This window comes from Corynebacterium sp. MSK310, assembly GCF_030227355.1.
GTDB lineage: Bacteria > Actinomycetota > Actinomycetes > Mycobacteriales > Mycobacteriaceae > Corynebacterium > Corynebacterium rhinophilum.
Genome location: NZ_JASPFZ010000004.1, coordinates 50,017 through 73,051, shown reverse-complemented (window position 1 = coordinate 73,051; position 23,035 = coordinate 50,017). Strand labels below are relative to the sequence as shown.

Sequence of the window (23,035 nt, the reverse complement as noted above, 5' to 3'; positions counted from 1 at the left end):
TAATAAAGAATCTAATTATCCCACTTGTGCACAAACAGACCATACGGTTCACTCTGTTAAGAGAAATCCCGCACTCAACCACCACAAATAGACCATCTAGTCTATTTATATCTATCCGTTGAGGAACCCTGTTTCCCTTCACATTGCCGCGGGAGAATACGCACACTAGAAAGGCAGATTTACCGTGTCAGACAAACCCTTAAACGTAGCCGTCATTGGTGCCGGTCCTGCCGGCATTTACGCCTCCGACATTCTGGTGAAAAAGACCGGCGGAAACGTGCGCATCGATCTCATTGAGCAAATGCCCGCGCCCTTCGGTCTCATCCGCTACGGCGTGGCCCCTGACCACCCACGCATTAAAGGGATCATTAATTCCTTGCACCGCGTCTTAGATACGGAGCAGATTCGCCTGCTGACCAACGTGCACATCGGCCGCGATATCACGGTTGATGAGCTCCAGCAGCACTACGATGCCGTCATCTTCGCCACTGGCGCCGTAGGCGATCGCCACCGCGATATCCCTGGGGCACAACTGCAGGGAGTGCACGGCGCCGGTGAGTTCGTGGGCTTTTATGACGGAAATCCGCGTTTTGAGCGCGAGTGGGATCTCTCCGCCAGCGAGGTCGCCGTCATCGGCGTGGGCAATGTGGGACTGGATGTCTCACGCATTTTGGCCAAGACGGGCGATGAGCTCAAGGTGACCGAAATCGCCGATAATGTCTACGATTCGCTGGCACAAAATAAGGCAGAGACCGTACGCGTCTTCGGGCGCCGCGGGCCCGCCCAAGCCAAGTTCACCCCGCAAGAGCTCAAAGAGCTCGACCATTCGGAGAACATCAATGTGGTCGTCTCCCCGGAAGATATTGATTACGACGAGGCCTCGCTAGAGGCTCGCGCTTCCAGCAAGTCTACGGATTTGGTGTGCCAGGTTCTTGAGCAATATGCCATTCGCGATCCCAAACAGGCCCCGCATACGCTGCAGATCCACCTCTTCGAGCAGCCGGTGGAGATCCTCGGTGAGAACGGCCGAGTCAGCGGGATTAAAACGGAGCGCACAGAGCTGACCGGCGATGGCAGCGTGCGCGGGACGGGTAAATTCACCACGTGGCCAGTGCAAGCGGTCTACTTTGCCACGGGCTATCGCTCAGACGCCGTGGATGGCGTGCCATTTAATAGCGAGAAAAACGTTATCAACAATGACGGCGGCCACGTCATCGACGAAGAGGGCGCCATCGTGCCCGGCCTCTACACCACCGGCTGGGTAAAACGCGGGCCCGTGGGCCTGATTGGCAATACCAAGTCCGATGCCAGTGAAACCATTGGCATGCTGCTTGATGATGCCGCCGCGGGCACCCTACCATCCCCCACCGCCGACGATATCACCGAGGCCTTCGCAGATAAGGGCATCGACTACCTCACGTGGCAGGATTGGCAGCGCCTCGATGCCGCTGAGCGCGCTTTGGGCGAGCGCGAAGGCCGCGAGCGAAAGAAGTACGTGGAGTGGGAAGACATGGTCGCCCACTCCCGCGCGCAGTAATTCAGTAATTAGCGCCTGATGATGGCGAGGACCTCGTCTACGATCTGCTGCACCTCTTCGGAGGTCTTCGCCTCAACATTGAGTCGCAGCAGCGGCTCGGTATTGGAAGCGCGCACATTAAACCAAGCATCCGTGCCCTTGAGCTCGACCGTAACGCCATCTAGCTCATCGACGGATTCAATCTTATCCGCCAGCTCATCGAGTACCGCCTGGGTGGCGGCCTGTTGATCCGCCACGGTGGAGTTGATCTCCCCGGAGGCCTCATAGCGGGAGTACTCCGCCATGAGCTCACTAAGCGGCTTATCCGTCTGCCCCAGCGCGGCCAGAACGTGCATGGCGGCCAGCATGCCGGAATCGGCATTCCAGAATTCCTGGAAGTAGTAGTGCGCGGAGTGCTCGCCGCCAAAGGCCGCCCTGTGCTCGGCCATTTGAGCCTTGATGAAGGAGTGACCCACGCGCGTGCGCACTGCGGTACCGCCCTTTTCCGCGATGAGCTCCGGCACCGTCTTGGAGGTAATTAGGTTGTGGATGATGGTCGCGCCTGGAAATTTATCCAAGTAGCGGCTAGCCACCAGCGCACAGATGGCAGACGGCGATACCGGCTGGCCCTTTTCATCCACCACGAAGCAACGGTCTGCGTCGCCGTCAAAGGCAAGGCCGATATCGGCCTTTTGCTCTACGGTGAATTTCTGCAGATCCTCTAGGTTCTTGGGATCCAGCGGGTTCGCCTCATGGTTGGGGAAGGTGCCATCGAGCGCAAAGTAAAGATCGCGGACATCGAAGGGCAGGCCATCAAAGACGGCCGGGACGGTGTGCCCGCCCATGCCATTGGCGGCATCGACGGCCACGACCAGCGGCTTGGATTCTTCCAGCGGCACGAGGTGGCGCAGGAAGTCCGCGTAACCAGTCAGGATTTCCTGCTCGGCGATGGCACCATTGGGGCCGTCGTAGTCTGGGGTGCCATCGATAAGCATCTGCTTAATCTCTTCCAGCCCAGTCCGTTGTCCAACGGGGACGGCACCGGCGCGGCAGAGCTTGATGCCGTTGTACTTCGCCGGGTTGTGGGAGGCGGTAAACATCGCGCCCGCGCACTCCATAGAACCCGCGGCATAGTAGAGCTCATCGGTGGAGGTAAGCCCCAGAAGCGTCACGTGGAGGCCTTGGCTCACCACGCCTTCAGCAAAGGCTTGCGCCAGCGCGGGAGAAGACGGACGCATATCGTGGCCTACGGCCACGGTGTTTTCGCCTTCTTCGCGCAGGATTGCGGCAAAGGCGGCACCAGTATCGCGCACGAAGTCTTCATCGATATCTTCGCCCACCACGCCACGGACGTCATAGGCCTTAATCACTGCATCAAGATGCTCACGAGTTCGCATACCTCGCAATATTACTCCCCGCCTGCGGGCAACTAGGGCAGTGCTCCATCCGTGTCTGCAGCTAGCTAGCGCAAACTTTCACGGGCGCTGTGCCCAGCGCCCGTGGTTTAGTCAGACTCAGAGTCCGTGTCCTGCCTCTCGGCAGAATTATCTTCGCTGTGCGCATCGGGAACTACGGACAGGTGAGCGCGGCGGGCCTTTTTGGCATAGGCCACGCGGCGAGTGCGAAATACCGGGTGATTAGAATTGGCAGGATCAGCGCCATCGAAGGTGGCGGTGTAATCGATGGGATCTGCCCCGGAGCCGGCGCTGCGGTCATCGACAAGCCCCGTGGTTACCCTGCCGTCTTCCTTGACCGCCTGCGCCAGGGCCATAAGGTCATCATCCTCGTCCAGCTCAATGCGGTCTACGCGCACCAGCTCCCACCCCACCGGCGCAGAGATGCGGTCGCGGTGGGTGCTGCACAGATCCCAGCTATGCGGGTTATCCTCTTCTGCCAGCGGACCAACCACTGCGGTTTGATCCGCATATGCATAGGTCAACGTCGCCACGGCGGGTCGGCCGCAGCCTGGGCGGGAGCAATGGCGAGATTCAGTCACGGACAATAGTCTAAACCCTTGGTTGAGATTTAGATAGTACTTCCCCGGCGTGGCTGCACTTATTGCGCCGTCACCGAGCTTTAGAATCAACGCCATGACCGCCGCTCGCCCCCGCCCGCATATTCGCCCCGCCCGCGACCGCCACGGGTGCGGCCTGCACGGGCCCTTGCTACCGCAGCAAACCCCGCGCTACCGCAGCGCCCGCGAGCTCTTCGATGCCGCCGTCCTCGAGGCCTACGCACCCATTCAGCACGCCTTCGCCCCGCAATTGCGCGGGCTCGACCTTGCGGTAGATACCATCCCGCGCATGCGACTTTCGGCGGATATGACGGTGCTGCCAGATGAGATCATTGCTGATGGCCCAGTGCCGCTCGGCCGCATCGTGCCCGCCGGTGTCGACCCTGCTGGCACCCCCACTCGCGCCCGGCTCGTTATCTTCCGCATGCCCATTGAGCAGCGTGCCGTCACCTCCGCCGAGCGCGCGGAACTCCTCGGCACGGTCATTACCGCCCTGGTGGCCAATTACTTAAACCTCACCCCAGAGGAGGTAGACCCGCGCTATAGCTGGTAGGGACACCTTTTCGCACCACAAAGAAAACTCTAGCCCTTGACCGCACCACTCAGGGGGCGCAGCCAAGGGCTAGAGCACACAACTTAATTAACCAATCTCGCGCTTAAGGCGACGGCGTTCGCGGTCCGAAAGCCCGCCCCAAATTCCGAAGCGTTCATCGTGCTCCAGCGCGTATTCCAAGCATTCATCGCGCACCGCGCAGGCTTGGCAGATACGCTTTGCCTCACGGGTGGAACCTCCCTTTTCAGGGAAGAATGCCTCTGGATCCGTCTGCGCACACAACGCTTGATCCTGCCACTCCTGCTCGACGGCACCGAAGAGTTCATCGAGCGATACCTCTGCAGCAGCACCGCCACGGAGAATGGCGTTGTTATTAGCCATTTTGTCCACGCCTTTTCCTTTCTCCGAGGTTGGGTAATCCTAATCAGTGCAACCGACTGTACACGAGGCTGAAGTGCGGCTAAATCGCCGTCAATCCGCGAACCAATCCGTGAAAACAAGTGCGTCGGTCGCCGTTTCTTGCACTGATGTAATTTCACACCGGATCACTAAATATCGTCAACCTGAATTAGTGCCTTTTTCGCGCTTTATCGCAAAAACGCTGCACACGATCCCCATCCGTCACATTAGTAACACCCGGTGCCATCCGGGGGTGTAGGTAGGGGGTACTAGATATAGTGGTACCCGGTTTTTCTGTCAACAATTTTCAGGAACTTTCGGCGTGTCTCCCAAATCTCGACCGGGCAGGGATCACAAAGCCCTCCACACCGCGCGGCGTTACCGAGCTGCAGGCGGTGCGGAGGGAAGGCGGCGGGCGCTTTAGGCGTCGGAGCTAAAGCGAATGCCGGCATCCGGGATGGTCACGCCGGGAAAGACTCGCATGCCGTCCACGAGCTCACAGCGGGCACCCACGTGGGCGCCTTCGCCGATGACGCAGTTTTCGATGACCGCATTGGCACCGATGTGGGCGCCCGAGGCAATGATGGAGTTGTGGATGATGGCGCCCGGTTCGATGCGAACGCCATCAAAGACCACCGTTCCCTCCAAGCGGGAGCCCGCACCCACCTCGGATCCGCGGCCCACCGCGGTGCCAGATAGCAGCAGCACGCCGCCGGCAATTCCCGCAGAGGATTCCACGAGGGACTCGCCGGTGCGGCCCTCCAACAGCGGCGATGGGGCGATGCCGCGCACCAGGTCGGAGGAGCCGCGGGTGAAGTCATCCGGGCGGCCCATATCGCGCCAGTAGGAGTTATCGACGTGGCCGACGACCAAGCGGCCATCGGCAAGCAAGCCCGGGAAGGTCTCGCGCTCTACCGAGACCACGCGGTCTGCAGGGATGGACTCGATGACGGAGCGGTCAAAGACGTAGCAACCGGCATTGATCTGGTTGGTTGGTGGATCCTCGGTCTTTTCCAAAAAGGCCGTGACCCGGCCCTCAGAATCCGTGGGCACGCAGCCAAAGGCGCGCGGATCCGCCACGTTGAGCAGGTGCATGGTGACATCGGCACCCTTGTTGTGGTGCGTGGTCAAGATGCCCTCTAGATCCATGCCGGAAAGAACATCGCCGTTGAAGACCATGACGGTGTCATTGCGCAGCTTGTCATAGACGTTGCGGATACCGCCGCCGGTGCCCAGCGCGGTTTCTTCCACCACGTATTCAATGTCTAGGCCGAGCTCGGATCCATCGCCAAAGTATTCCTCGAAAACCTCTGCCTTATACGAGGTGGACATCACCACGTGCTCAATGCCCGCGGCCTTGATGCGGGCGAGCAGGTGCTGCAGGAACGGGTAATTTGCCGTCGGCAGCATGGGCTTGGGCGTACCAATGGTCAGTGGGCGCAGGCGGGTACCGCGCCCGCCCACCAAAATCACCGCATCGGTGGTGGCACCATGAGTGGTGGCTGCTTCAGTCATAGTCATCCTTTGTATGCAGACAATCTTATTCTGAGGTTTTTCGAAGGTCAGTGTATGCGGCCGCGGCCAGAAACCAGGTCAACGGCACGCGCTTCAGGCCTCCGAATCTTTGGCCGTGCTGGCGCGTGCGGCCGTTACCGCTCCCCGCGCCTGCAATCCCAGCCACAGCGCGGCGCGCAGCGGGGCCTGCCACCACGCCGGGTGACGGTCCGCCTGGAAGCGATACGCGGAACTGTGGTGCGCGCGCAGCATCGCCCCGGCGTGCGCCTGGGTGGAATGCCCCTTGGCGTGGCTGATGACGGCTTCCGGACAGAAAATATTTTGATACCCGGCGCGCGCGAAGCGATCGCCCAAGTCCACGTCTTCCAAATACATGAAGTAGCGCTCATCAAAACCGCCGATGGCATCGAAGGCCTCCCAGCGCACCAAGAGGCAGGATCCGGATAACCACCCGGCGGGGCGCTGGACGGACATATCGGCATCGTTGCGGTACGTGCGTGTCCACGGATTAGAGGGCCATAGGTTAGAAAACAGCGCGTGGCCGATGCCGGTGGATATATTGGGCACCGACCGGGCAGACGGATAGTTGCTGCCATCTGGTTCCACGATGCGCGGGCCTACCGCCGCGGCATCCGGCCAGCGGCGTGCGCACGCGATCATCTGGTCAATGGCGCCTTCACTAAAGGTGACATCCGGGTTAGAGATAAGGAAAAACTCATCATCTACGCGCTGGTTCTCGCGCACCCACCGCGCACCGGCGTTCATGCCGGCGCCGTAGCCGATATTGCCGCCGGTATCGAGGAAGTGCACGTCCTCTTCTTCCGCAGCGGCGGCTTCCGGGATACCGTCGGTCGAACCATTATCCGCCAGCACCACCTGGGTGCCGTTAGCACCGGAGTCCGGCAGGGAGTCTATAAAGCGCGCCAAGTACTCACCGGGGTTGTAGGTCACGGTGATAACGGCGAGCGGAGCTGTAGTTTCAGTAGTCACAATGGGCCCCAAGCTTAGTCATGCCAGAGGCCACGTCAGGAGACAGACACTGTTTCAAACACGCGAAACTGGTCACGGATCCCTAATTTCGGCGAGATCTCCCCTAAACTATCTCCAGATCCCCGGAAAGTAGAAAGCCTTCACTTGTGACTTCTGAGAACACTCGCCGGGCGCGCAATATCCAACCCGCGCCCTCTGCCGCTAGCGCGGTTAAGCAAAAGGGTTCCACGGCCACCAAAACCATCGTGGCCGTCATTTCTGCCCTCATCCTAGCTGTCTCCGGCGTGGGCTATGCCACGGTGGGGCGCCTGGATACGGGCATGTCCTCCGCCTCGGACCTATCTTTGGGCGAGGATGGTTTATCCGATCCTTCCTTGGACGGCGCCGCCGATATCTTGCTCGTGGGCAAGGACTCGCGTACCGATGCCCAGGGCAATCCGCTCTCCGAAAAGGAGCTGGCGGATCTCCACGCCGGCGTTGCCGAGGGCGAGGAAAATACCGACACCATCATGCTCGTGCGCATTCCAGAAGACGGCTCGCGCGCTACCGCGGTCTCCATTCCGCGCGATACCTATGTCAACGATCCGGACTACGGCAATATGAAGATCAATGCCGTCTACGCCTCGCACAAAAACGACAAGGTGCAACAGCTCCAGCAGGAAAACGCCCAGGCGGAGGCGCAGGGCGAAAAGAAACCGTATTCGGATAAGGACATCGAAAAGCACGGCGTGGAAGCCGGCCGCGAAGGCCTGCTCAAGATGGTGCACTCCCTGACCGGCGTGTCCATTGACCACTACGCCGAGGTGGGCTTGCTGGGCTTTACGCTGCTTACTGATGCCGTCGGCGGCGTCGAGGTGTGCCTCAACGAGGATGTTGAGGACGAGATGTCCGGCGCCAATTTCCATAAGGGCACCCAGACCCTCGATGGCGCGCAGGCGCTGACCTTTGTGCGCCAGCGCTATAACCTGCCGCGCGGTGACCTTGACCGCATCGTGCGCCAGCAGGCGTATATGGCCTCGCTGGTCAATAAGGTGCTCGATAATGACACGCTGACCAGCCCGTCCAAGCTATCCAAGATTGCGAAGGCTGTGGAGCGCTCCGTGGTCATCGATGATGGCTGGGACATCATGGGCTTTGTCACCCAGCTGGCCGGCCTGGCCGGCGGCAATGTCACCTTCACCACTATCCCGGTCACTTCTATCGATGGCCGCGGCGATTACGGCGAATCCATCGTCACCATCGATACCAATGAGGTCCACCGCTTCATGGAGGATCTGGCCATGTCGCACGAGGAAGCCGAAGAGGACGCGGCCAACAAGGAGGAAAACTCCGAAAACGCGCCGGAGCACGATGCCGATATCAACTCCGATAACGAGGTCCACGTCCTCAATGCCGGCAATATCGATGGATTGGCCGCTGGCATTGGCACCTGGCTGGAAAACACCGGCTATACCGTTGAGCGCTCCGCCAACGCCCAGCCCGGTATCTACTCCGAGTCCCAGGTCGTGGCCGCAGACCCGGAGAGCGAAGATGCCAAGAAGCTGGCGGAAAAGCTCGGTGGCCTTCCTGTGGTAGAAAATCCGCAGCTCGATGACAATACCTTGCTCGTCGTGGCCACCGATGATTACCAGGGCCCTTCCGATGAGGAGGCCAGCGCCGAGGAATCCGCAGCCGAAGAAGATACCGACCTGGTAGGAACACCGGGCAATGACTTCGGTGCCAACAAGGTCGCGCCTGAAATCGACGCCGGCGGCCACGGTCCGCGCTGCGTGAACTAAGCAGGCTGGCCTACGATGGGCGGGTATGGAACTACTCGCCCATCTTTTAAACGCCGATGCCGCCACCCCGCGGCTGACTGTTTATAACGAATCCACCGGCGCGCGCATGGATTTTTCCGCCCAGACGCTCGATAACTGGGTGGCCAAGATCGCCAATATGTTGGAAGAAGAGCTCGACTTAGAGCCGGATTCCACCATCGCCATCGACGTGCCCACCTCGTGGCAGGCCGCCGTCATTGCCTTAGGCGCCCTTGCCGCCGGGCCCACCTTTGATTTCGGTGAATCGGCCGCGCTTGCCGATGTCGTCTTTACCTCCCCCTCCCGCTACCTCGCTGCCCAAGAGCGGCAGCCACAGGCCGATATCGTGCTCATCAGCGATGATCCCTTTGGCCGCGGCATCGTTGAATCCGGCGGAGAACTGCCCACCGGTGCCATTGACTTCGGCCCCACCGTCCGTTTTTATGGAGATCAGTACTTTGGTGAAACCCAACCCCTGCCGGAATTGGTGACCCCGCCCGGCGGCGCCGAGCGGCTGCTATCCACCGGTTGGAGCGATAAATCTTCCTTCACCCGCGCCGTCCTCGAGCCCTTAGCGGCCGGCGGCTCCGCCGTCATCGTCGCAGGACTTTGCCCCGCGTCCCGCCTGGATGAAATTGCAGCGAATGAGAAAGTAACCGCCCGGCTCTAGGCCAAGTGCCCTATACTTGCCTTCCATCATGTTCTTGGGAATCTCTTCAGACGCGTGGGTCTACATCTTTATTGGTGTGCTCATTTTGGTCGGCACTATCACTCAGGGCTCGATCGGCTTTGGGCTCGGCACCATCGCCACCCCCATCATCGCGCTCCTGCGCCCGGATTTAGTCCCCACGCTCATTTTGCTCCTCGCGCTGTGCATTTCCATCTATACGCTGGCGCGGACGTACCGCGAAACCTCATGGCGCCTAGTTGGCATATCCGTCATAGCCCGCATTCCTGGCTCGTTTGCCGGCGCGTGGGCGATCGCTTCTCTCTCGCACGATGGCCTTTCCATCTTCATCGGCTGCGCGGTGCTCTTGGCGATGTCCCTCTCCAGCCTCGGCTGGAGCCCCGAGCCCACCAAGCGCAATACCGTCCTGGCCGGGCTTACCTCCGGATTCCTGGGAACCTCTACTTCCATCGGTGGCCCGCCGATGGCGCTGATTATGAAGCGCTTTGACCCACAGCGCACCCGCGGCAGCCTCGCCGGAACCTTTGTGATCGGTACCGTCATGTCCCTTTTCATCCTGGGCTTTAGCGGCCAGGTCACCCAGCCGCAGGTCTATGCCGCAGCGGCGTACAGCCCCTTGGTGGTCATCGGCCTGTTCATTGCCAACTACCTAAACCACTTCATCGATACCAAGCGCCTTAACCGCATCGTCACGGTGGTAGCTATTACCGCTGCCCTTGCCCTTATTGGCCAAGTGCTGTTTTTCTAGGCCTCCAATAAGACCGGTATGACGTGGTAATCACTGCCCCCGGTTTTGTCTCCAGCCTGTCCAGCTATTGTTTCGCGCTGAAAAAAGCTTGTACGCTAGAAGCACATCATCAGCGCAGAGGAAGGACCAGAGAGTCTGTGCCCCTAATAATTTTCCCTGCGCCCTATTCTCTTTCTTTTAGGTGATGAAATGAACGAATTTATCGCTGCGCGCTGGCAGGATATCCTTTTCCGCAGTTACCAGCACGCAAGCCTTGTCATCCAATCAGTTGCCGTGGCCCTGGTCATCGCGTTGATTATTGCCATTTTCGTAGCCCAGCGCCCGCGCGGTGCGGCTATCGCTAATGCCCTGACCTCCATCGGCCTGACCTTGCCATCGCTGGCGCTCCTTGGTCTTGCCATCCCGCTCTTTGGCATCGGCACCATACCGTCCGTTGCCCTCGTGGTCTTTTATGCCGTCCTTCCCATCCTGCGCAATGCCATCGTCGGCTTGCACAATGTCAGCGACGATGTCATCGAATCCGCCCGCGGGCAGGGCATGAGCTCGACGGCTATCCTCTTCCGCATCCGGCTGCCGCTGGCCTGGCCGGTGATTATGACTGGCATCCGCGTCTCCACCCAGATGTCTATGGGTGTTGCCGCCATCGCCGCCTATGCGCTCGGCCCAGGACTGGGTGGATATATCTACTCAGGGCTGAGCCAAATCGGTGGCACCAACGCACTTAATTTCACGCTGGTGGGCACCATCGGCGTCGTCATTATTGCGCTCATCGTGGATGCGATTCTCGCCGGAATCCAAAAATTGACCACCCCGAAAGGTATTTAAGAATGTCCGATTCAACGCACGCTTCGTCCACGCACGCCGCGGACGCGAGCAATAGCGGTGCCAGCATCGTATTTGACCACGTCACCAAGGCTTATTCGGGCCAAGGTTCCCCTGCCGTCGAGGATCTGTCTTTCGAAATTCCGGCGGGCGAGCTGGTCGCGTTCGTCGGGCCTTCCGGTTGCGGTAAGACCACCTCGCTGAAGATAATTAACCGCTTGGTGGAGCCGACCAGCGGCACCATTTATATCGATGGCGAGGACGCCACCAAGAAAAACCCCACGCAGCTGCGCCGCGATATTGGCTACGTCATCCAAGGCGGCGGCCTCATCCCGCACATGTCCGTCGCGGATAATATTGCGCTTGTGCCCAAGCTGAAGAAGTGGAAGGCCGATAAGATTGCTCAGCGCACCGATGAACTTTTGGATATGGTCGGGCTCGATCCTGCAACCTACCGCGATCGCTTCCCCAGCGAGCTTTCCGGTGGCCAGCAACAGCGCGTCGGCGTCGCCCGCGGCCTGGCTGCGGATCCGCCGGTGGTCTTGATGGACGAGCCCTTCGGCGCTGTCGACCCCATCACCCGCACCCGCCTGCAGGATGAATTGGTCAATATCCAATCCGAGTTGAAAAAGACCATTATTTGCGTCACGCACGATACCGATGAGGCCATCAAGCTGGGCCACCGCATCCTCATCTTTGAGCCAGGCGGGAAGATCAGCCAGTACGATACGCCCGAAAATATCCTCGCCGCGCCCGCGAATGACTTCGTGGCCGACTTCATTGGTTCCGGCTCCGCCCTAAAGCAGCTCAACCTGCGCCGCGCGGACGAGCTGGAACTTGCGGATCAGGCCACCGCGCGCATCGGTGAATCCACAACCGAGGCCCTAGCGCGCCTGCGCGAAGCCGGCGAAGAAATGGTGGTCATCGTCGATGACAAGGGCCATCCCCGCGACTGGATCTTCGCCCGCCAGCTCGAGCGCTACGAGACCATTCCGGAGCCGCAGTTCGAGCTCAACTCCGTTGTGGATGCGCGCTCTACGCTTAGCGATGCCATGTCTGCCATGCTTGCTTCCTCCCACAGCGGGGCGCTTGTTACCCGCCGCGGTGAATTCGTGGGCGTTTTGTACTACGAAACGGTCACGGATTATATCCAGCAGATGAATGCCGCCGCCCAAGAGGCTTTAGATGACCAGGAGGTGGATTCCGGTGGAGAAATTTAAACGCCTCACTGGTGAAGACCGCCTCCTAATCATCGGCATCCCCATCCTGGTCGTACTCACGGTGGGCGGCTGGCTCATCTGGCACGCCACGGCCGAATTGGATGATATTGAAGAGCGCACCCTGCAGATTAGTTCTGTGCTCACCATGACCCGCGAGCATTTAGTCCTCGTGGTCATCTCCGCGCTGCTGGTCATCGCCACGGCCGTGCCGCTGGGCATCGTGCTAACGCGCAAGTCCACCAAGTTCATGGCGCCGATCATCACCAGCATCGCGAATATTGGACAGGCCGCGCCCGTCGTCGGTGTCATCGTCCTATTGGCCATCTGGCTCGGCTTTGGTGAGCCGGTGGCCATCCTCGGCCTCTGGTTCTATGCCTTCTTGCCCGTGCTCGCCAACGTGATTGCGGGTTTGCGGGGTGTGGATAAGCAACTTGTCGAGGCCGCCTACGGCCTCAGCATGTCACCAATCCAGGTGCTCACCAAGGTCGAGCTGCCCATGGCCCTGCCGGTCATCATGACCGGCATCCGCACCTCCCTGGTGCTTTTGGTCGGCGCGGGTGCGTTTGCCACCTTTATTGATGCCGGCGGCCTCGGCGGGCTGATTACCACCGGTATTACCCTCTACCGCAACCCTATTCTCATCTCCGGCGCGGTCCTCATCGCCGCCTTAGCCTTAGCGGTCGAATGGGTGGGCCGCGTTCTTGAGGTTGTCTTCGCCCCGAAGGGAATGATCAAATGAAACGCCTCCTCGCAACCCTCGCCGCCGCAGGCACCTTCTTCCTCGCCGGGTGCGGCCTCGGCACCGCCGGTGGACTCATCCCGAGTGGGGAATTAAAGGGCGACCTGGCCGATATCAACTTGGACGGTGCCAATATTTCCATCGGTTCCAAGAACTTCACCGAGCAGGTCATCTTGGGCAAGATTGGCGCGATCCTCTTGGAATCCGCAGGTGCCAACGTAAAGGACCTGACCAATATCCCCGGCTCTACCTCGGCGCGCCAAGCGCTGGAGGTCGGCGATATGGACTCCATGTTCGAATACACCGGTACCGCCTGGATTACCTACCTGGGCAACGCCGATCCGGTCCCCGGCTCGCAGGAGCAATACGAGGCAGTGAAGGAGGCCGATAAGGACCATGGACTTACCTGGCTACCCCCAGCGCCGATGAATAATACGTACGCGCTGGCCATTAGCGAGCAGTCCCACGCACAGTACGGCCTTGAGTCGCTGGCCGATATCAAGGGTATTCCCACCAATGAACAGACCTATTGCACCGATAGCGAGTTCTTAGCCCGCAATGACGGCCTGCTTACCATGTTGGATAGCTATGGCATTGAACAACCACCGCGCGACCGCATCCGGATTATGGATTCCGGCGCCGTCTATGCCGCCTTGAATAAGGGCGAGTGCACCTTCGGTTCGATCTTTGCCACCGATGGCCGCATTAAGTCCTTAAACCTCACCGTGCTGGAGGACCCTGAGCTCTTCTTCCCCAAGTACAACCTCGCCCCGGTCGTGCGCACCGAGGTCTTGGAAGAATACCCAGAGATCAAGGATCTCTTCGCTCCCCTCGCGAAACTCCTGACGGATGAGAAGATGCAGGAGCTTAATGCCCGCGTGGACGTCGACGGTGAGGACTACACCGCCGTGGCACAGGATTTCCTCATCGATGAAGGCCTGCTAGAAGGATAATCTTTGAGGGCCGCTTACCAGCGCAAATGGATTTACAGGAAACTTTCAGTATTTTTCAGCGACCTATCAGATAGATTCCATTGCTGTTCCAGCCGCGTGCCCCATACTTAAATCATGCGTTTGAGAGAGCGCATACGAGAGAGATAGAGAGAACCCCTCAGTTTCCAGAGGGCGGTGCAAACCGATACATGGAAACACCCTTGTAGAGAGAGACGTCAGCGGCACTCGGAACCGAAAGGAACCGGGTGCCGCTGGCGTTTTACTGGTTCTGGGGGCGGGGGTTAAGGGCTATGCCACCAGGTCGTTTTTGCGCGGCGCGAAGAGCACGGCGGTACCCGTCACGATTGCAGCCGTCACAAGGTAAAAGGCTGGGGCGAGTTTATTTCCGGTGGTATCAATCAGCCACGTCGCGATCATCGGTGCGGTGCCACCGAAGATGGCATTGGCCGTATTAAACGTCAACGCGAAACCAGACAGGCGCACGTGCGTGGGGAACTGCTCGGAAAGGAAGGAGGGCAAGACGCCATCGTTAAGCGCCAGCACCCCACCCAGGCACACCTGAATGATGATGACAAGCAGGATGCCTGCGCCATCGAGAAGCATGAATGCCGGAATGATGGCAAGGCCCATAAAGAGCGCGGCGCACAGCATGGTGGTGCGCCGGCCAAGGCGATCGGACAGCAGGCCTGTCAATAGCGCGAAGCCCACGTAGAACGCGGAGGCCACCGAGGACGCGATAAACGCCGGGGTTTCCGCCATGCCCAGCTCCTCTGAAAGATAGGTGGGCAGGTAGGTCAAGATGACGTAGAAACCAATCGCGTTGAGCACCGCGCCGGCAAAGGCAATGGCCAGGGCCTTGGGGTATTTCAGCACCTGACGCAGGGGCGAAAGCTCGGTTTCCGCGTGCTTTTCAAAGCGGGTGGATTCCTCCGTGTGGCGGCGAATCCATAGCCCGTACAAGCCCAGCGGCAGCGCCACCAGGAAGGGCACGCGCCAGCCCCAGGAATGCAGGGCATCATCATCAAGCACGCCAGTAAGAAATGCCGCGATGAGCGAGCCCAAGAGCAGCCCGGATGCGGTGGCCGAGGGCACCACCGCAGCATAAATCCCGCGTTTCCCAGGTGGGGCAATCTCAGCCAGGTGCGTGGCGGCGCCGGCGTATTCACCGGCGGCGGAAAAGCCTTGCACCATGCGGCACAGCAGGAGCAATAGCGTGGCGGCAAAGCCAATGGTGGCATACCCAGGCAATAGACCGATGCAGGCGGTCGCCAGTGACATCAACACGATGGAATAGGTCAACGTGTGGATGCGGCCGTGCTTATCACCAATATGTCCCCACACGATTCCACCGATGGGGCGCACCAAGAATGACAGCGCGAAGAGCGCGAAGGTCAAAATCAGCGCGCGGCGGCCTTCCATTTCCGGGAAGAAGACGCGCGAGATAATCGCGGACATATAGATATAGGCCGCATAATCGAACCACTCAATAAACGTGCCGATGAATGCGGCCTTGATGGCGGAAACGCGCTGTTCGTGTGAAGTACCAGGAACGTCCACATCCGTTGGGGCAGATTCATCACTCGCTGGCGGTGGGGCTATCAGAGGAGCCATGCTCCTCACCTCGTTTCTGTTGAGCTTCTTTCGCAAAAATGGCGCAGCATCATCTGCACCCATAACGACGAGCCTACAGAAATAACTATGGTTTAGATCACCTTTATCTGCTTTTATAGCCTCGCCTATAAGCTTCGCTTGCCGATGCCTCCCTTCCCCACCTAACTCACAGCACTTAGCAGCAACCTTTCAGGCAGATTCCATGGCTGTTCCAGTCACATGCCCCATACTTAAATCATGCGTTTGAGAGAGCGCATACGAGAGAGATAGAGAGAACCCCTCAGTTTCCAGAGGGCGGTGAACACCGATACATGGAAACACCCTTGTAGAGAGAGACGTCAGCGGCACTCGGAACCGAAAGGAACCGGGTGCCGCTGGCGTTTTCCTATCCGTATTTTTGGCAGCCGCATTGCCTAGTGCCTCTGGCCGCCGTCTCTGGCTGCCATTGCGGGTGGCTGCCGCAAAGCCGGGCCACCCGCGCTAGGCGGGCTTCTTTCGTGGGATTTCCTTATCGAAGTCAATGAGCCGCCCCAACGCCCAGTCGCGGTCCGTAAGCAGACGGGCAAATACCATCCCTGCGCCGATGGCGCCTACCACCATCAAGCCGGTGGCCACATTCGCCACCGCCTGATCCATCTGGCCATCATTGAGGTAATAGACCGCGCGGAACATCGTCACCCCGGGGATCATGATGACGGCGGCAGGCACGGTGGTGGTAATGCGCGGCAACCGCGCCTTTTGCGAGGCCACCGCACCCAAGAGTCCGATGATCAGCCCGCCAATAAAAGCCGCAAAGTAGATGGTCGTACCCAGCTCGAGCAGACCCAGGCGCACCGCGTTGGCCACTGTCCCCACGCTTGCGGCCACTAGGACCATGCGGCGCGAGGAATTAAAAAGGAAGGCAAAGCCCGCGATGCCGAAGAAACTGGCGACAGAAGCCAGTAGATACCACCGCGTATCCGGTGCGGGAACCGGCGGATCTGGGCTGAGATCTGTCAGCCAACTGACCATGGAGACGGTAAACGTAGCGGTAAAGATGACCGTAAACGCATACCCTAGCCTGGCGATGCCCGCATCAAAGTCAAAGCGCGCAATATCAATCAGGGCCGAGAACAGCGGGAACCCCGGAATCAAAAAGAGCACCGCCGCTACATAGCCCGAGGAAAGCGAGCTCGGCTCTACCACCCCGGCAAATCCTAGGAGCTCGATGAGGATAAAGAACGTGATGCTAGCTGCCGCGCCACCGGCGATGATCCCGCCAATTTGGTGCACGTGCTGGTGGAGCACCTCATATCGCACGAACTGCCCCACGAATGCGGCCAGCGCCACGAGCCCTACCGCCTGTACCGGAAAGAAGTTCAGGAATGCAAACGCTGCGCACGCGACCGCGGCCGCTGTGGATAGGACCCACACGCTCCAGCGCTTTTTCACGTCACTTTCAATGGAATCGAGCATCCCTGAAAGCTCTTCCGCGGTAATTCCGGAATACAGGTGGTTATGGGTGAGATCCTCCAATGCCTCAATGCGGGAGGCATCGACGGCCGGCGAATGCGTGCGCGCAATCACGGTGCGAAAGGAATCGCCCCGGTGAAAGGTACAGGTAATCTGGGTCAGCCCCACGTTGGCATCCAAGTGATCAAACCCCAGCGCTCGGGCGCTGCGCTTCATGCCGCGCAGCACGCGGTACCCCGATGTGCCAGCCCCCATCAGCATCATTCCGACGCGCAAGACGACGTCAGCTTCCACGCCCATCTGCCGGTGAAAATTCGGATCATACTGCGACGACAAATCTTCCACCTCTACCTCGCGGGAAAGCTGCGATCCAGGCCATTTCTCGGCGGCCATTGCCCCAGCTTCCACCCACATTTTGGCTAATTCTTCTACCCTCCAGACTAGCGCACCGCGTACCTACCCCGTGGCCTTCTTAGCCTCCACTAACTTTCAGGAAAATTTCAGCTTTTTTCAATGCCTATAACAGGGTCTAGCGCCATACTTTCCTTAGCGTTTGAGAGAACGCAAGAGAGATAGAGAGAACCAGCTCCAGCGCCCTGCGGCCCTTTACTGAGGCCCGGGCGCTGGAGTTGTTTTTCCATCGAGTACGCAACAGTCCCCTAGTCTTTACGGGCTCGACGTTTGCAATTCATCAAGAGTTTCCACTATGTGAAACACCCCGTAATCTACGCGGTTTACGTTGACTGGGTGACTCTCAGGGATGACCACGCCGACACTAAGAACGGCATCGCGACTGCCACGGCCACCGGCCCGAGCAACGATAATTCATCGGAGCTCGTGCGAAAGGCTACAAAGAGCCGGCATAAGGAATGGTTGCTGGCTGCCGTACTTTTGGCGCCCAATCTCATCTTGCTGGCCATTTTTACCTACCGGCCGCTGCTGGATAATATTCGGCTTTCCTTTTTTAACTGGAATATTTCTAGTACAAGCTCCACTTTTGTTGGTTTTGATAATTACGTGGAGTGGTTCACGCGTGACGATACAAAGACGATCGTCTTAAATACCGTCATTTTCACCTTTTTCGCGGTCATCGGCTCCATGGTGATTGGGCTCGCGCTTGCGCTTCTTCTCAATCAAAAAATCAGAGGCCGCAACTTTGCACGCTCGGTGGTCTTTGCGCCTTATGCCATCTCCGGTGCGGCGATTGGTATCGCCTTCCAATTCGTATTCGACCCCAACTTCGGATTGATTCAAGAAATCCTTGGGTGGTTTGGCATTAGTTCTCCAAACTTTTACGCCGTGCCTAGCTGGGCGTTGTTCATGGTGACATTCACATTCGTGTGGAAGAACTTGGGATACACGTTTGTCATCTACTTGGCTGCTCTACAAGGCTTAGATAAAGAATTAGACGAAGCTGCCGCCATTGATGGAACTGGGCGTTGGCGCAAATTCTGGTGCGTGACAATGCCACAACTGCGCAATACCGCCTTCTTCCTTTCCATTACGGTACTGCTCAACTCTGTGCAGGTCTTCGACATCATCAACGTCATGACCCGAGGCGGCCCTCAAGGAAACGGCACCCAGACGCTGGTTTTTCAGATTTATAACGAAACCTTTGTCAACTTCCGTGCTGGTTACGGCGCCACTGCTGCGACAATCCTATTCCTCATCCTGCTCGTCGTTACGTTGATTCAGGTCCGCATCATGGATAAGCGCGGTTAACCCACCCTATGGCTGATTCAAATCTTCACATGATCACAGACTCTTCCCTTGTATCAAGGCGTGCCAAGCTCATCGGTGGCTACGTAGGAATTATCCTCGTCCTCCTGCTCGTGGGACTGCCGTTGTTCTGGATCTTAATGACCTCTTTCAAGGCCAGAGGTGATATTTACACCGACCCAGTTAACTGGCTACCGCCGACGTGGGAAACCAAAAACTACGCAGACGCCACAACGCGCGTTCCCTTCTGGACTTACCTGCGCAACTCCGTCTTCATTACCGCGGTCCTATCCGCTATAAAGATTGTGCTTGGTGTCATCTCCGCCTACGCCTTATCTATCCTTCGCTTTCCAGGACGCAATCTAGTCTTCATCGTGGTGATTTCTTCCCTGATGGTCCCTGCAGAAATCACGGTGATTTCCAACTACGCCTTGGTCAATTCCTTGGGATGGCGTAATACCTTTGTCGGCATCATCGTCCCACTGGCTGGTGTTGCATTCGGCACCTTCCTCATGCGCAATCACTTCCTTTCCTTGCCTTATGAGCTTGTGGAAGCTGCTCGCATGGACGGTGCCGGCCCCATTCGCTTGCTCACCAAGGTGCTGCTTCCCGTCTCTTGGCCAACACTGACAGCATTTTCCGTGATCACACTAGTAAACGAATGGAATACCTACTTGTGGCCATTCCTGATGGCGGATACGGAACGGGTTGCTCCCTTGCAGGTGGGTCTAACCATGCTGCAAAACAATGATGGCGTTACTAACTGGGGACCAGTAATGGCAGCAACCGTTCTCACCATTCTTCCAATGGTCGTCATCTTCCTTGGCCTGCAGAAATACATGATTCAAGGTCTCACCACTGGCGCCGTCAAAGGTTAGAAGGCTTCTATCCCTATCACGCTCGCCGTTATCACCCTATCCTTCTCAATCTGACTTCTATATAAGGAGATACCCATGCTTCGCCGTAAGTTTCTCGCGCTAGCTTCCACTGCTTCTACCGCTACATTTCTTGCCGCTTGTGCTGGCACCTCATCTACTAGTTCCCAAGGCAGTAGCGATGGTGGCGAGGTCACGGAATTGACGTGGTGGTCCAACCACCCAGCTTCCTCAAAGGACATCGAAAAAGAAATCATCTCTCGCTTCGAGAAGGAAAACCCTGGTATCAAGGTCAACCTTGTTGACGCAGGAAAGAACTACGAGGAAGCAGCACAAAAGTTTAATGCTGCACTCACAGGATCTGATCTTCCAGACATCGTGGTTCTGTCTGATGTGTGGTGGTATAACTTCGCCATCAATGGGCAGATTGCCAATGTTGATGATCTAGCCAAAGAAGCCGATATTGACCTTTCAAGCTATGTCCAACCGCTCTATGAGGACTACAACTACGACGGCGGCCACTTCGCGCTTCCCTTTGCCCGGTCGACTCCCCTGTTCTACTACAACAAGGACGCGTGGAAGAAGGCTGGCTTGCCGGACCGCGGACCAGAGTCTTGGGACGAAATGGATGCGTGGTCTAAAAAGCTCGCCAGCGCTGATTCTAAAATGAAGCCCTTTGGCTGGGGCGATGCCGTCGGCTACTTGGGATGGATTTTCCAAGGCCCCTTGTGGTCTAAGGGCGGCGCCTACTCCGATGAATGGGATTTGAAGTTCACTGATGACAAAACCATCGAGGCTGTGGAATGGCTCAAGGATGTTACCGATAGCAAGAATGGCTATTCCTACATGGGCAATGACATGGCCATGGAATTCGGTACCGGACGCGCTGCAGCCACTGTCCTATCCACAGGCGATCTTGCAGGTATCACTGATACCGCTGACTTCGAGTTAGGAACCGCATTCCTTCCCAATCCAAAGGGAGACGGCGCTTGCCCCACCGGAGGTGCCGGCCTCGCCATTCCTTCCGGTATTAGCAAAAACCGCCAGTTGGCAGCCATTAAGCTGATTGATTTCATCACGAACGAGGAAAACACCTCATACTGGTCCCAAAATGTGGGTTATATGCCAGTCCGCTCTTCTGCTGCCGACAACGAAGATCAGAAGAAATTCATGGAAGAGAACCCTAATTTCGAGACTGCTATCAAGCAGCTTCCAGAAACACGCCCACAGGACAACGCTCGTGTATTCCTCCCTGGTGCAGATCAGGAGATTGGTGGTGCCTTCGAGAAGATCGTCACCAACCGCGACGATGTCACCAAGGTGCTCACGGATCTGGAAAAGACTCTGCAGTCCATTTATGACAACCAGGTAAAGCCCGTCATTAACGGCTAATCTTGCCAATTTTCCTTAGTATCTGAAAGGTAACACCATGGCTACTGTCACATTTGATGGAGCAAGCCGCATCTACTCCAAAGACGCGGAGCGCCCCGCAGTTGACCGTCTTAATCTAGATATTTCCGATGGCGAGTTTTTGGTCCTCGTCGGGCCTTCTGGCTGCGGAAAATCCACCAGCCTACGAATGCTCGCGGGCCTTGAGCCGACCGACCGAGGTTCCATTCGGATCGGAGGAAAAGACGTCACTGGAGTCAGCCCATCAGATCGAGACGTAGCCATGGTCTTTCAGAACTACGCCCTGTACCCGAATATGTCGGTCGCGCAGAATATGTCCTTCGCTTTGGAGAACCGGAAAGTACCCAAGGACCAGATTAAGACGCGGGTGCAAGAAGCCGCGAAAATCTTGCAGATGGAGGATCTGCTTGACCGAAAGCCCGCAAATCTTTCAGGTGGCCAGCGCCAGCGCGTAGCGATGGGCCGCGCCATCGTGCGCGAACCAGCTGTATTCTGCATGGACGAGCCATTATCCAACCTAGATGCAAAACTGCGCGTATCCACCCGCGCGCAGATTTCAACTTTGCAACGTCGTCTTGGCACGACCACGGTATACGTAACCCACGACCAGACCGAAGCAATGACCATGGGTGACCGCGTCGCGGTGCTTAATGCAGGTGTCCTACAACAAGTAGATACCACTCGTGAAATCTACGACCGCCCCCAGAACGTCTTCGTTGCCGGCTTCATCGGCTCCCCTGCCATGAATATCTACAACCTCGCGCACACCTCTAGTCAGCTTTCACTTGGATCTACTCGCATCAACTTGGCCAATTACGACTTCGATGGTGCGCAATCCGTTACCGTTGGCGTTCGCCCTGAAGATTGGGTGCACACAGAGGAAGGCGCGGAATTTACCGTTAAGCACGTTGAAGAGCTAGGCAATCAAACCTACCTCTATGGCGACTTGGCAGACTCGGGCGAAAATCTCCAGTCGACGACCCGCATGGGCGGACAAACTGGGATGTTGGTAAGTGCTCGCCGTGATTACACGATTGGTGACACTTTCCGCATTTCCCCAGATCCTGACCGTATCCACCTATTTAGCTCTACTACTGGTGAGCGTCTAAATTAGAGTCGACAAAGCGAAGCTAACAATGTAAATTTTTATTTTGCCCGGTGTAGCAAAAATTGATTGTTACTCGCTTGCCTGAGGCATCCACGCAATTCTGTTTCCCGCGGATATTGCTAAGGCCAACTGCACTCCACGAACGATAAAGCCAATCGAAAGGTAACTAACTGCCGATGCGCTCTCTGAAGAAGATATCTGTCACCGCCCTTGCCACCACCGCCATTCTCGGCACTATCGCCGCGCCGGCCGCGAACGCAAAGAGCGACCCAGTACGTTCCATCATCGATCCTGGAACCTGCAAGGCCATCACCAAGCTGGCTAACGAGGGCAAGCCGGTTCCAGATCCTTCTATCCTCCACGATGAGGACTCTGTGAAACCTTATTTCAGCGATGGCGTACTAAAGTACAAAGTGGCGGATAACTTCCCATACCGCAAGCAGCTGGACGCCGCCGTTGCCGAGTGGAACGAGGCTCTCGAGGGAAAAGCCTCCCTTAAGGAAGTAAAGCCTTCCGAAGCTGATGATGACACCATTTCCATCATCTACAATCCGGATCCCCGCGGCTACGTCCAAGGCTCGGCTTACCCAGATCACAAGTTGGTGTCCATCAAGATGCCCAACGCCACCTACCCTGAGGCGCTCCAAGGCACCATTGCTCACGAGCTAGGCCACATGATGGGCGCGGGACATTCCTGCGCCGGCGCACTTATGGCAGGTTCCAACCAGAACCCGATCTCCTATCACGTAACCCCGCTCGATGCGGCCGCCATCATCCAAGGTCAGTTCGACTAAGCACGCCTCGGCTTCTCCCCTGGTCCTTCACTGGAACCAGGGGATTTTTATATGCCCAGTTTCGGGGCGGTGGATAAGCCACGTTGGGGAAATGTGGGCATCGGCTAGCAGAG

The 23,035-nt window shown here is 57.8% G+C and carries 21 protein-coding genes; 14 read left to right on the top strand and 7 right to left on the bottom strand.

Features of this window, described 5'->3' with window-relative positions; genetic code table 11:
- Positions 1-184: 184 nt before the first annotated feature.
- Entirely contained in the window at positions 185-1,537 is a 1,353-nt protein-coding gene (locus QP891_RS04980; protein WP_284796180.1) for an FAD-dependent oxidoreductase, read from the top strand.
- Positions 1,538-1,545: 8 nt separating this feature from the next.
- Here the strand turns inward: QP891_RS04980 and QP891_RS04975 are convergent, their stop codons facing one another.
- On the bottom strand, positions 1,546-2,913 hold the full coding sequence (locus tag QP891_RS04975) for a phosphomannomutase/phosphoglucomutase (RefSeq protein ID WP_284770035.1): 1,368 nt from the start codon (positions 2,911-2,913) through the stop codon (positions 1,546-1,548).
- Between the two features lie 107 nt (positions 2,914-3,020).
- Positions 3,021-3,512 carry a DUF3499 domain-containing protein gene (locus QP891_RS04970; protein WP_410762405.1) on the bottom strand — a complete coding sequence of 164 codons (492 nt, stop codon included), beginning with the start codon at positions 3,510-3,512 and terminating at the stop codon, positions 3,021-3,023.
- A gap of 94 nt (positions 3,513-3,606) precedes the next feature.
- Between QP891_RS04970 and QP891_RS04965 the strand changes: the two genes are divergently transcribed.
- Positions 3,607-4,083, top strand: a complete 477-nt coding sequence (locus QP891_RS04965; protein ID WP_284770037.1) for a metallopeptidase family protein — start codon at positions 3,607-3,609, stop codon at positions 4,081-4,083.
- Positions 4,084-4,170: 87 nt separating this feature from the next.
- Here the strand turns inward: QP891_RS04965 and QP891_RS04960 are convergent, their stop codons facing one another.
- The 3 genes from QP891_RS04960 to QP891_RS04950 all read right to left on the bottom strand — a co-directional run bounded on the left by QP891_RS04960 (position 4,171) and on the right by QP891_RS04950 (position 6,999).
- A complete protein-coding gene (locus QP891_RS04960) occupies positions 4,171-4,464 on the bottom strand; it encodes a WhiB family transcriptional regulator (protein WP_005277485.1) in 294 nt (97 codons plus the stop codon).
- 438 nt (positions 4,465-4,902) lie between these two features.
- Complete coding sequence (gene manB, locus QP891_RS04955) at positions 4,903-5,997, bottom strand: mannose-1-phosphate guanylyltransferase (RefSeq protein WP_284609975.1); 1,095 nt, start codon at positions 5,995-5,997, stop codon at positions 4,903-4,905.
- Positions 5,998-6,090: 93 nt separating this feature from the next.
- Entirely contained in the window at positions 6,091-6,999 is a 909-nt protein-coding gene (locus tag QP891_RS04950) for a glycosyltransferase family 2 protein (protein WP_284770038.1), read from the bottom strand.
- A gap of 134 nt (positions 7,000-7,133) precedes the next feature.
- Between QP891_RS04950 and QP891_RS04945 the strand changes: the two genes are divergently transcribed.
- The 7 genes from QP891_RS04945 (at position 7,134) to QP891_RS04915 (ending at position 13,953) form a co-directional block, all read left to right on the top strand.
- On the top strand, positions 7,134-8,765 hold the full coding sequence (locus QP891_RS04945; RefSeq protein ID WP_284781770.1) for an LCP family protein: 1,632 nt from the start codon (positions 7,134-7,136) through the stop codon (positions 8,763-8,765).
- A gap of 25 nt (positions 8,766-8,790) precedes the next feature.
- Positions 8,791-9,453: a TIGR03089 family protein gene (locus QP891_RS04940; RefSeq protein WP_284770040.1), complete on the top strand. Its 663-nt coding sequence runs from the start codon at positions 8,791-8,793 to the stop codon at positions 9,451-9,453.
- Between the two features lie 28 nt (positions 9,454-9,481).
- Positions 9,482-10,219: a sulfite exporter TauE/SafE family protein gene (locus tag QP891_RS04935; RefSeq protein WP_284770041.1), complete on the top strand. Its 738-nt coding sequence runs from the start codon at positions 9,482-9,484 to the stop codon at positions 10,217-10,219.
- Between the two features lie 189 nt (positions 10,220-10,408).
- Positions 10,409-11,044: an ABC transporter permease gene (locus tag QP891_RS04930; protein ID WP_023016902.1), complete on the top strand. Its 636-nt coding sequence runs from the start codon at positions 10,409-10,411 to the stop codon at positions 11,042-11,044.
- Positions 11,045-11,046: 2 nt separating this feature from the next.
- A complete protein-coding gene (locus tag QP891_RS04925) occupies positions 11,047-12,261 on the top strand; it encodes an ABC transporter ATP-binding protein (protein ID WP_284770042.1) in 1,215 nt (404 codons plus the stop codon).
- Complete coding sequence (locus tag QP891_RS04920) at positions 12,248-13,000, top strand: ABC transporter permease (protein WP_023016900.1); 753 nt, start codon at positions 12,248-12,250, stop codon at positions 12,998-13,000. Before QP891_RS04925 ends, QP891_RS04920 begins: the two co-directional genes overlap by 14 nt.
- Positions 12,997-13,953, top strand: a complete 957-nt coding sequence (locus tag QP891_RS04915) for a glycine betaine ABC transporter substrate-binding protein (protein ID WP_284770043.1) — start codon at positions 12,997-12,999, stop codon at positions 13,951-13,953. The genes QP891_RS04920 and QP891_RS04915 overlap by 4 nt, the downstream gene beginning before the upstream one ends.
- 288 nt (positions 13,954-14,241) lie before the next feature.
- On the opposite strand, the gene QP891_RS04910 is transcribed toward QP891_RS04915, so the two are convergent.
- Positions 14,242-15,564 carry an MFS transporter gene (locus tag QP891_RS04910; protein ID WP_284796186.1) on the bottom strand — a complete coding sequence of 441 codons (1,323 nt, stop codon included), beginning with the start codon at positions 15,562-15,564 and terminating at the stop codon, positions 14,242-14,244.
- 480 nt (positions 15,565-16,044) lie between these two features.
- A complete protein-coding gene (locus QP891_RS04905; RefSeq protein ID WP_198010391.1) occupies positions 16,045-17,316 on the bottom strand; it encodes a threonine/serine exporter family protein in 1,272 nt (423 codons plus the stop codon).
- A 537-nt stretch (positions 17,317-17,853) separates the two neighbouring features.
- Between QP891_RS04905 and QP891_RS04900 the strand changes: the two genes are divergently transcribed.
- The 5 genes from QP891_RS04900 to QP891_RS04880 all read left to right on the top strand — a co-directional run bounded on the left by QP891_RS04900 (position 17,854) and on the right by QP891_RS04880 (position 22,922).
- The gene (locus tag QP891_RS04900; RefSeq protein WP_284770100.1) at positions 17,854-18,738 is read left to right on the top strand and encodes a carbohydrate ABC transporter permease; all 885 of its coding nucleotides are present in this window, start codon (positions 17,854-17,856) and stop codon (positions 18,736-18,738) included.
- Positions 18,739-18,767: 29 nt separating this feature from the next.
- A complete protein-coding gene (locus QP891_RS04895) occupies positions 18,768-19,613 on the top strand; it encodes a carbohydrate ABC transporter permease (RefSeq protein ID WP_284770045.1) in 846 nt (281 codons plus the stop codon).
- 75 nt (positions 19,614-19,688) lie between these two features.
- Positions 19,689-21,002, top strand: coding sequence for an ABC transporter substrate-binding protein (locus QP891_RS04890; RefSeq protein ID WP_284770046.1), 1,314 nt, complete (start codon positions 19,689-19,691; stop codon positions 21,000-21,002).
- A gap of 37 nt (positions 21,003-21,039) precedes the next feature.
- Positions 21,040-22,134 (top strand): ABC transporter ATP-binding protein, encoded by a 1,095-nt coding sequence (locus QP891_RS04885; RefSeq protein ID WP_284770047.1) that lies wholly within the window; start codon positions 21,040-21,042, stop codon positions 22,132-22,134.
- A 170-nt stretch (positions 22,135-22,304) separates the two neighbouring features.
- Positions 22,305-22,922 carry a zinc metalloprotease gene (locus tag QP891_RS04880; protein ID WP_284770048.1) on the top strand — a complete coding sequence of 206 codons (618 nt, stop codon included), beginning with the start codon at positions 22,305-22,307 and terminating at the stop codon, positions 22,920-22,922.
- The last annotated feature ends 113 nt before the right edge of the window (positions 22,923-23,035 follow it).

Coding starts and splice junctions, on each gene's coding strand:
- QP891_RS04915 (WP_284770043.1), top strand. CDS start 12,997: ATGAAACGCCTCCTCGCAACCCTCGCCGCCGCAGGCACCTTCTTCCTC.
- QP891_RS04975 (WP_284770035.1), bottom strand. CDS start 2,913: ATGCGAACTCGTGAGCATCTTGATGCAGTGATTAAGGCCTATGACGTC.
- QP891_RS04930 (WP_023016902.1), top strand. CDS start 10,409: ATGAACGAATTTATCGCTGCGCGCTGGCAGGATATCCTTTTCCGCAGT.
- QP891_RS04885 (WP_284770047.1), top strand. CDS start 21,040: ATGGCTACTGTCACATTTGATGGAGCAAGCCGCATCTACTCCAAAGAC.
- QP891_RS04880 (WP_284770048.1), top strand. CDS start 22,305: ATGCGCTCTCTGAAGAAGATATCTGTCACCGCCCTTGCCACCACCGCC.
- QP891_RS04965 (WP_284770037.1), top strand. CDS start 3,607: ATGACCGCCGCTCGCCCCCGCCCGCATATTCGCCCCGCCCGCGACCGC.
- manB (WP_284609975.1), bottom strand. CDS start 5,997: ATGACTGAAGCAGCCACCACTCATGGTGCCACCACCGATGCGGTGATT.
- QP891_RS04935 (WP_284770041.1), top strand. CDS start 9,482: ATGTTCTTGGGAATCTCTTCAGACGCGTGGGTCTACATCTTTATTGGT.
- QP891_RS04895 (WP_284770045.1), top strand. CDS start 18,768: ATGATCACAGACTCTTCCCTTGTATCAAGGCGTGCCAAGCTCATCGGT.
- QP891_RS04925 (WP_284770042.1), top strand. CDS start 11,047: ATGTCCGATTCAACGCACGCTTCGTCCACGCACGCCGCGGACGCGAGC.
- QP891_RS04910 (WP_284796186.1), bottom strand. CDS start 15,564: ATGGCTCCTCTGATAGCCCCACCGCCAGCGAGTGATGAATCTGCCCCA.
- QP891_RS04960 (WP_005277485.1), bottom strand. CDS start 4,464: ATGGCTAATAACAACGCCATTCTCCGTGGCGGTGCTGCTGCAGAGGTA.
- QP891_RS04890 (WP_284770046.1), top strand. CDS start 19,689: ATGCTTCGCCGTAAGTTTCTCGCGCTAGCTTCCACTGCTTCTACCGCT.
- QP891_RS04940 (WP_284770040.1), top strand. CDS start 8,791: ATGGAACTACTCGCCCATCTTTTAAACGCCGATGCCGCCACCCCGCGG.
- QP891_RS04905 (WP_198010391.1), bottom strand. CDS start 17,316: ATGGGCGTGGAAGCTGACGTCGTCTTGCGCGTCGGAATGATGCTGATG.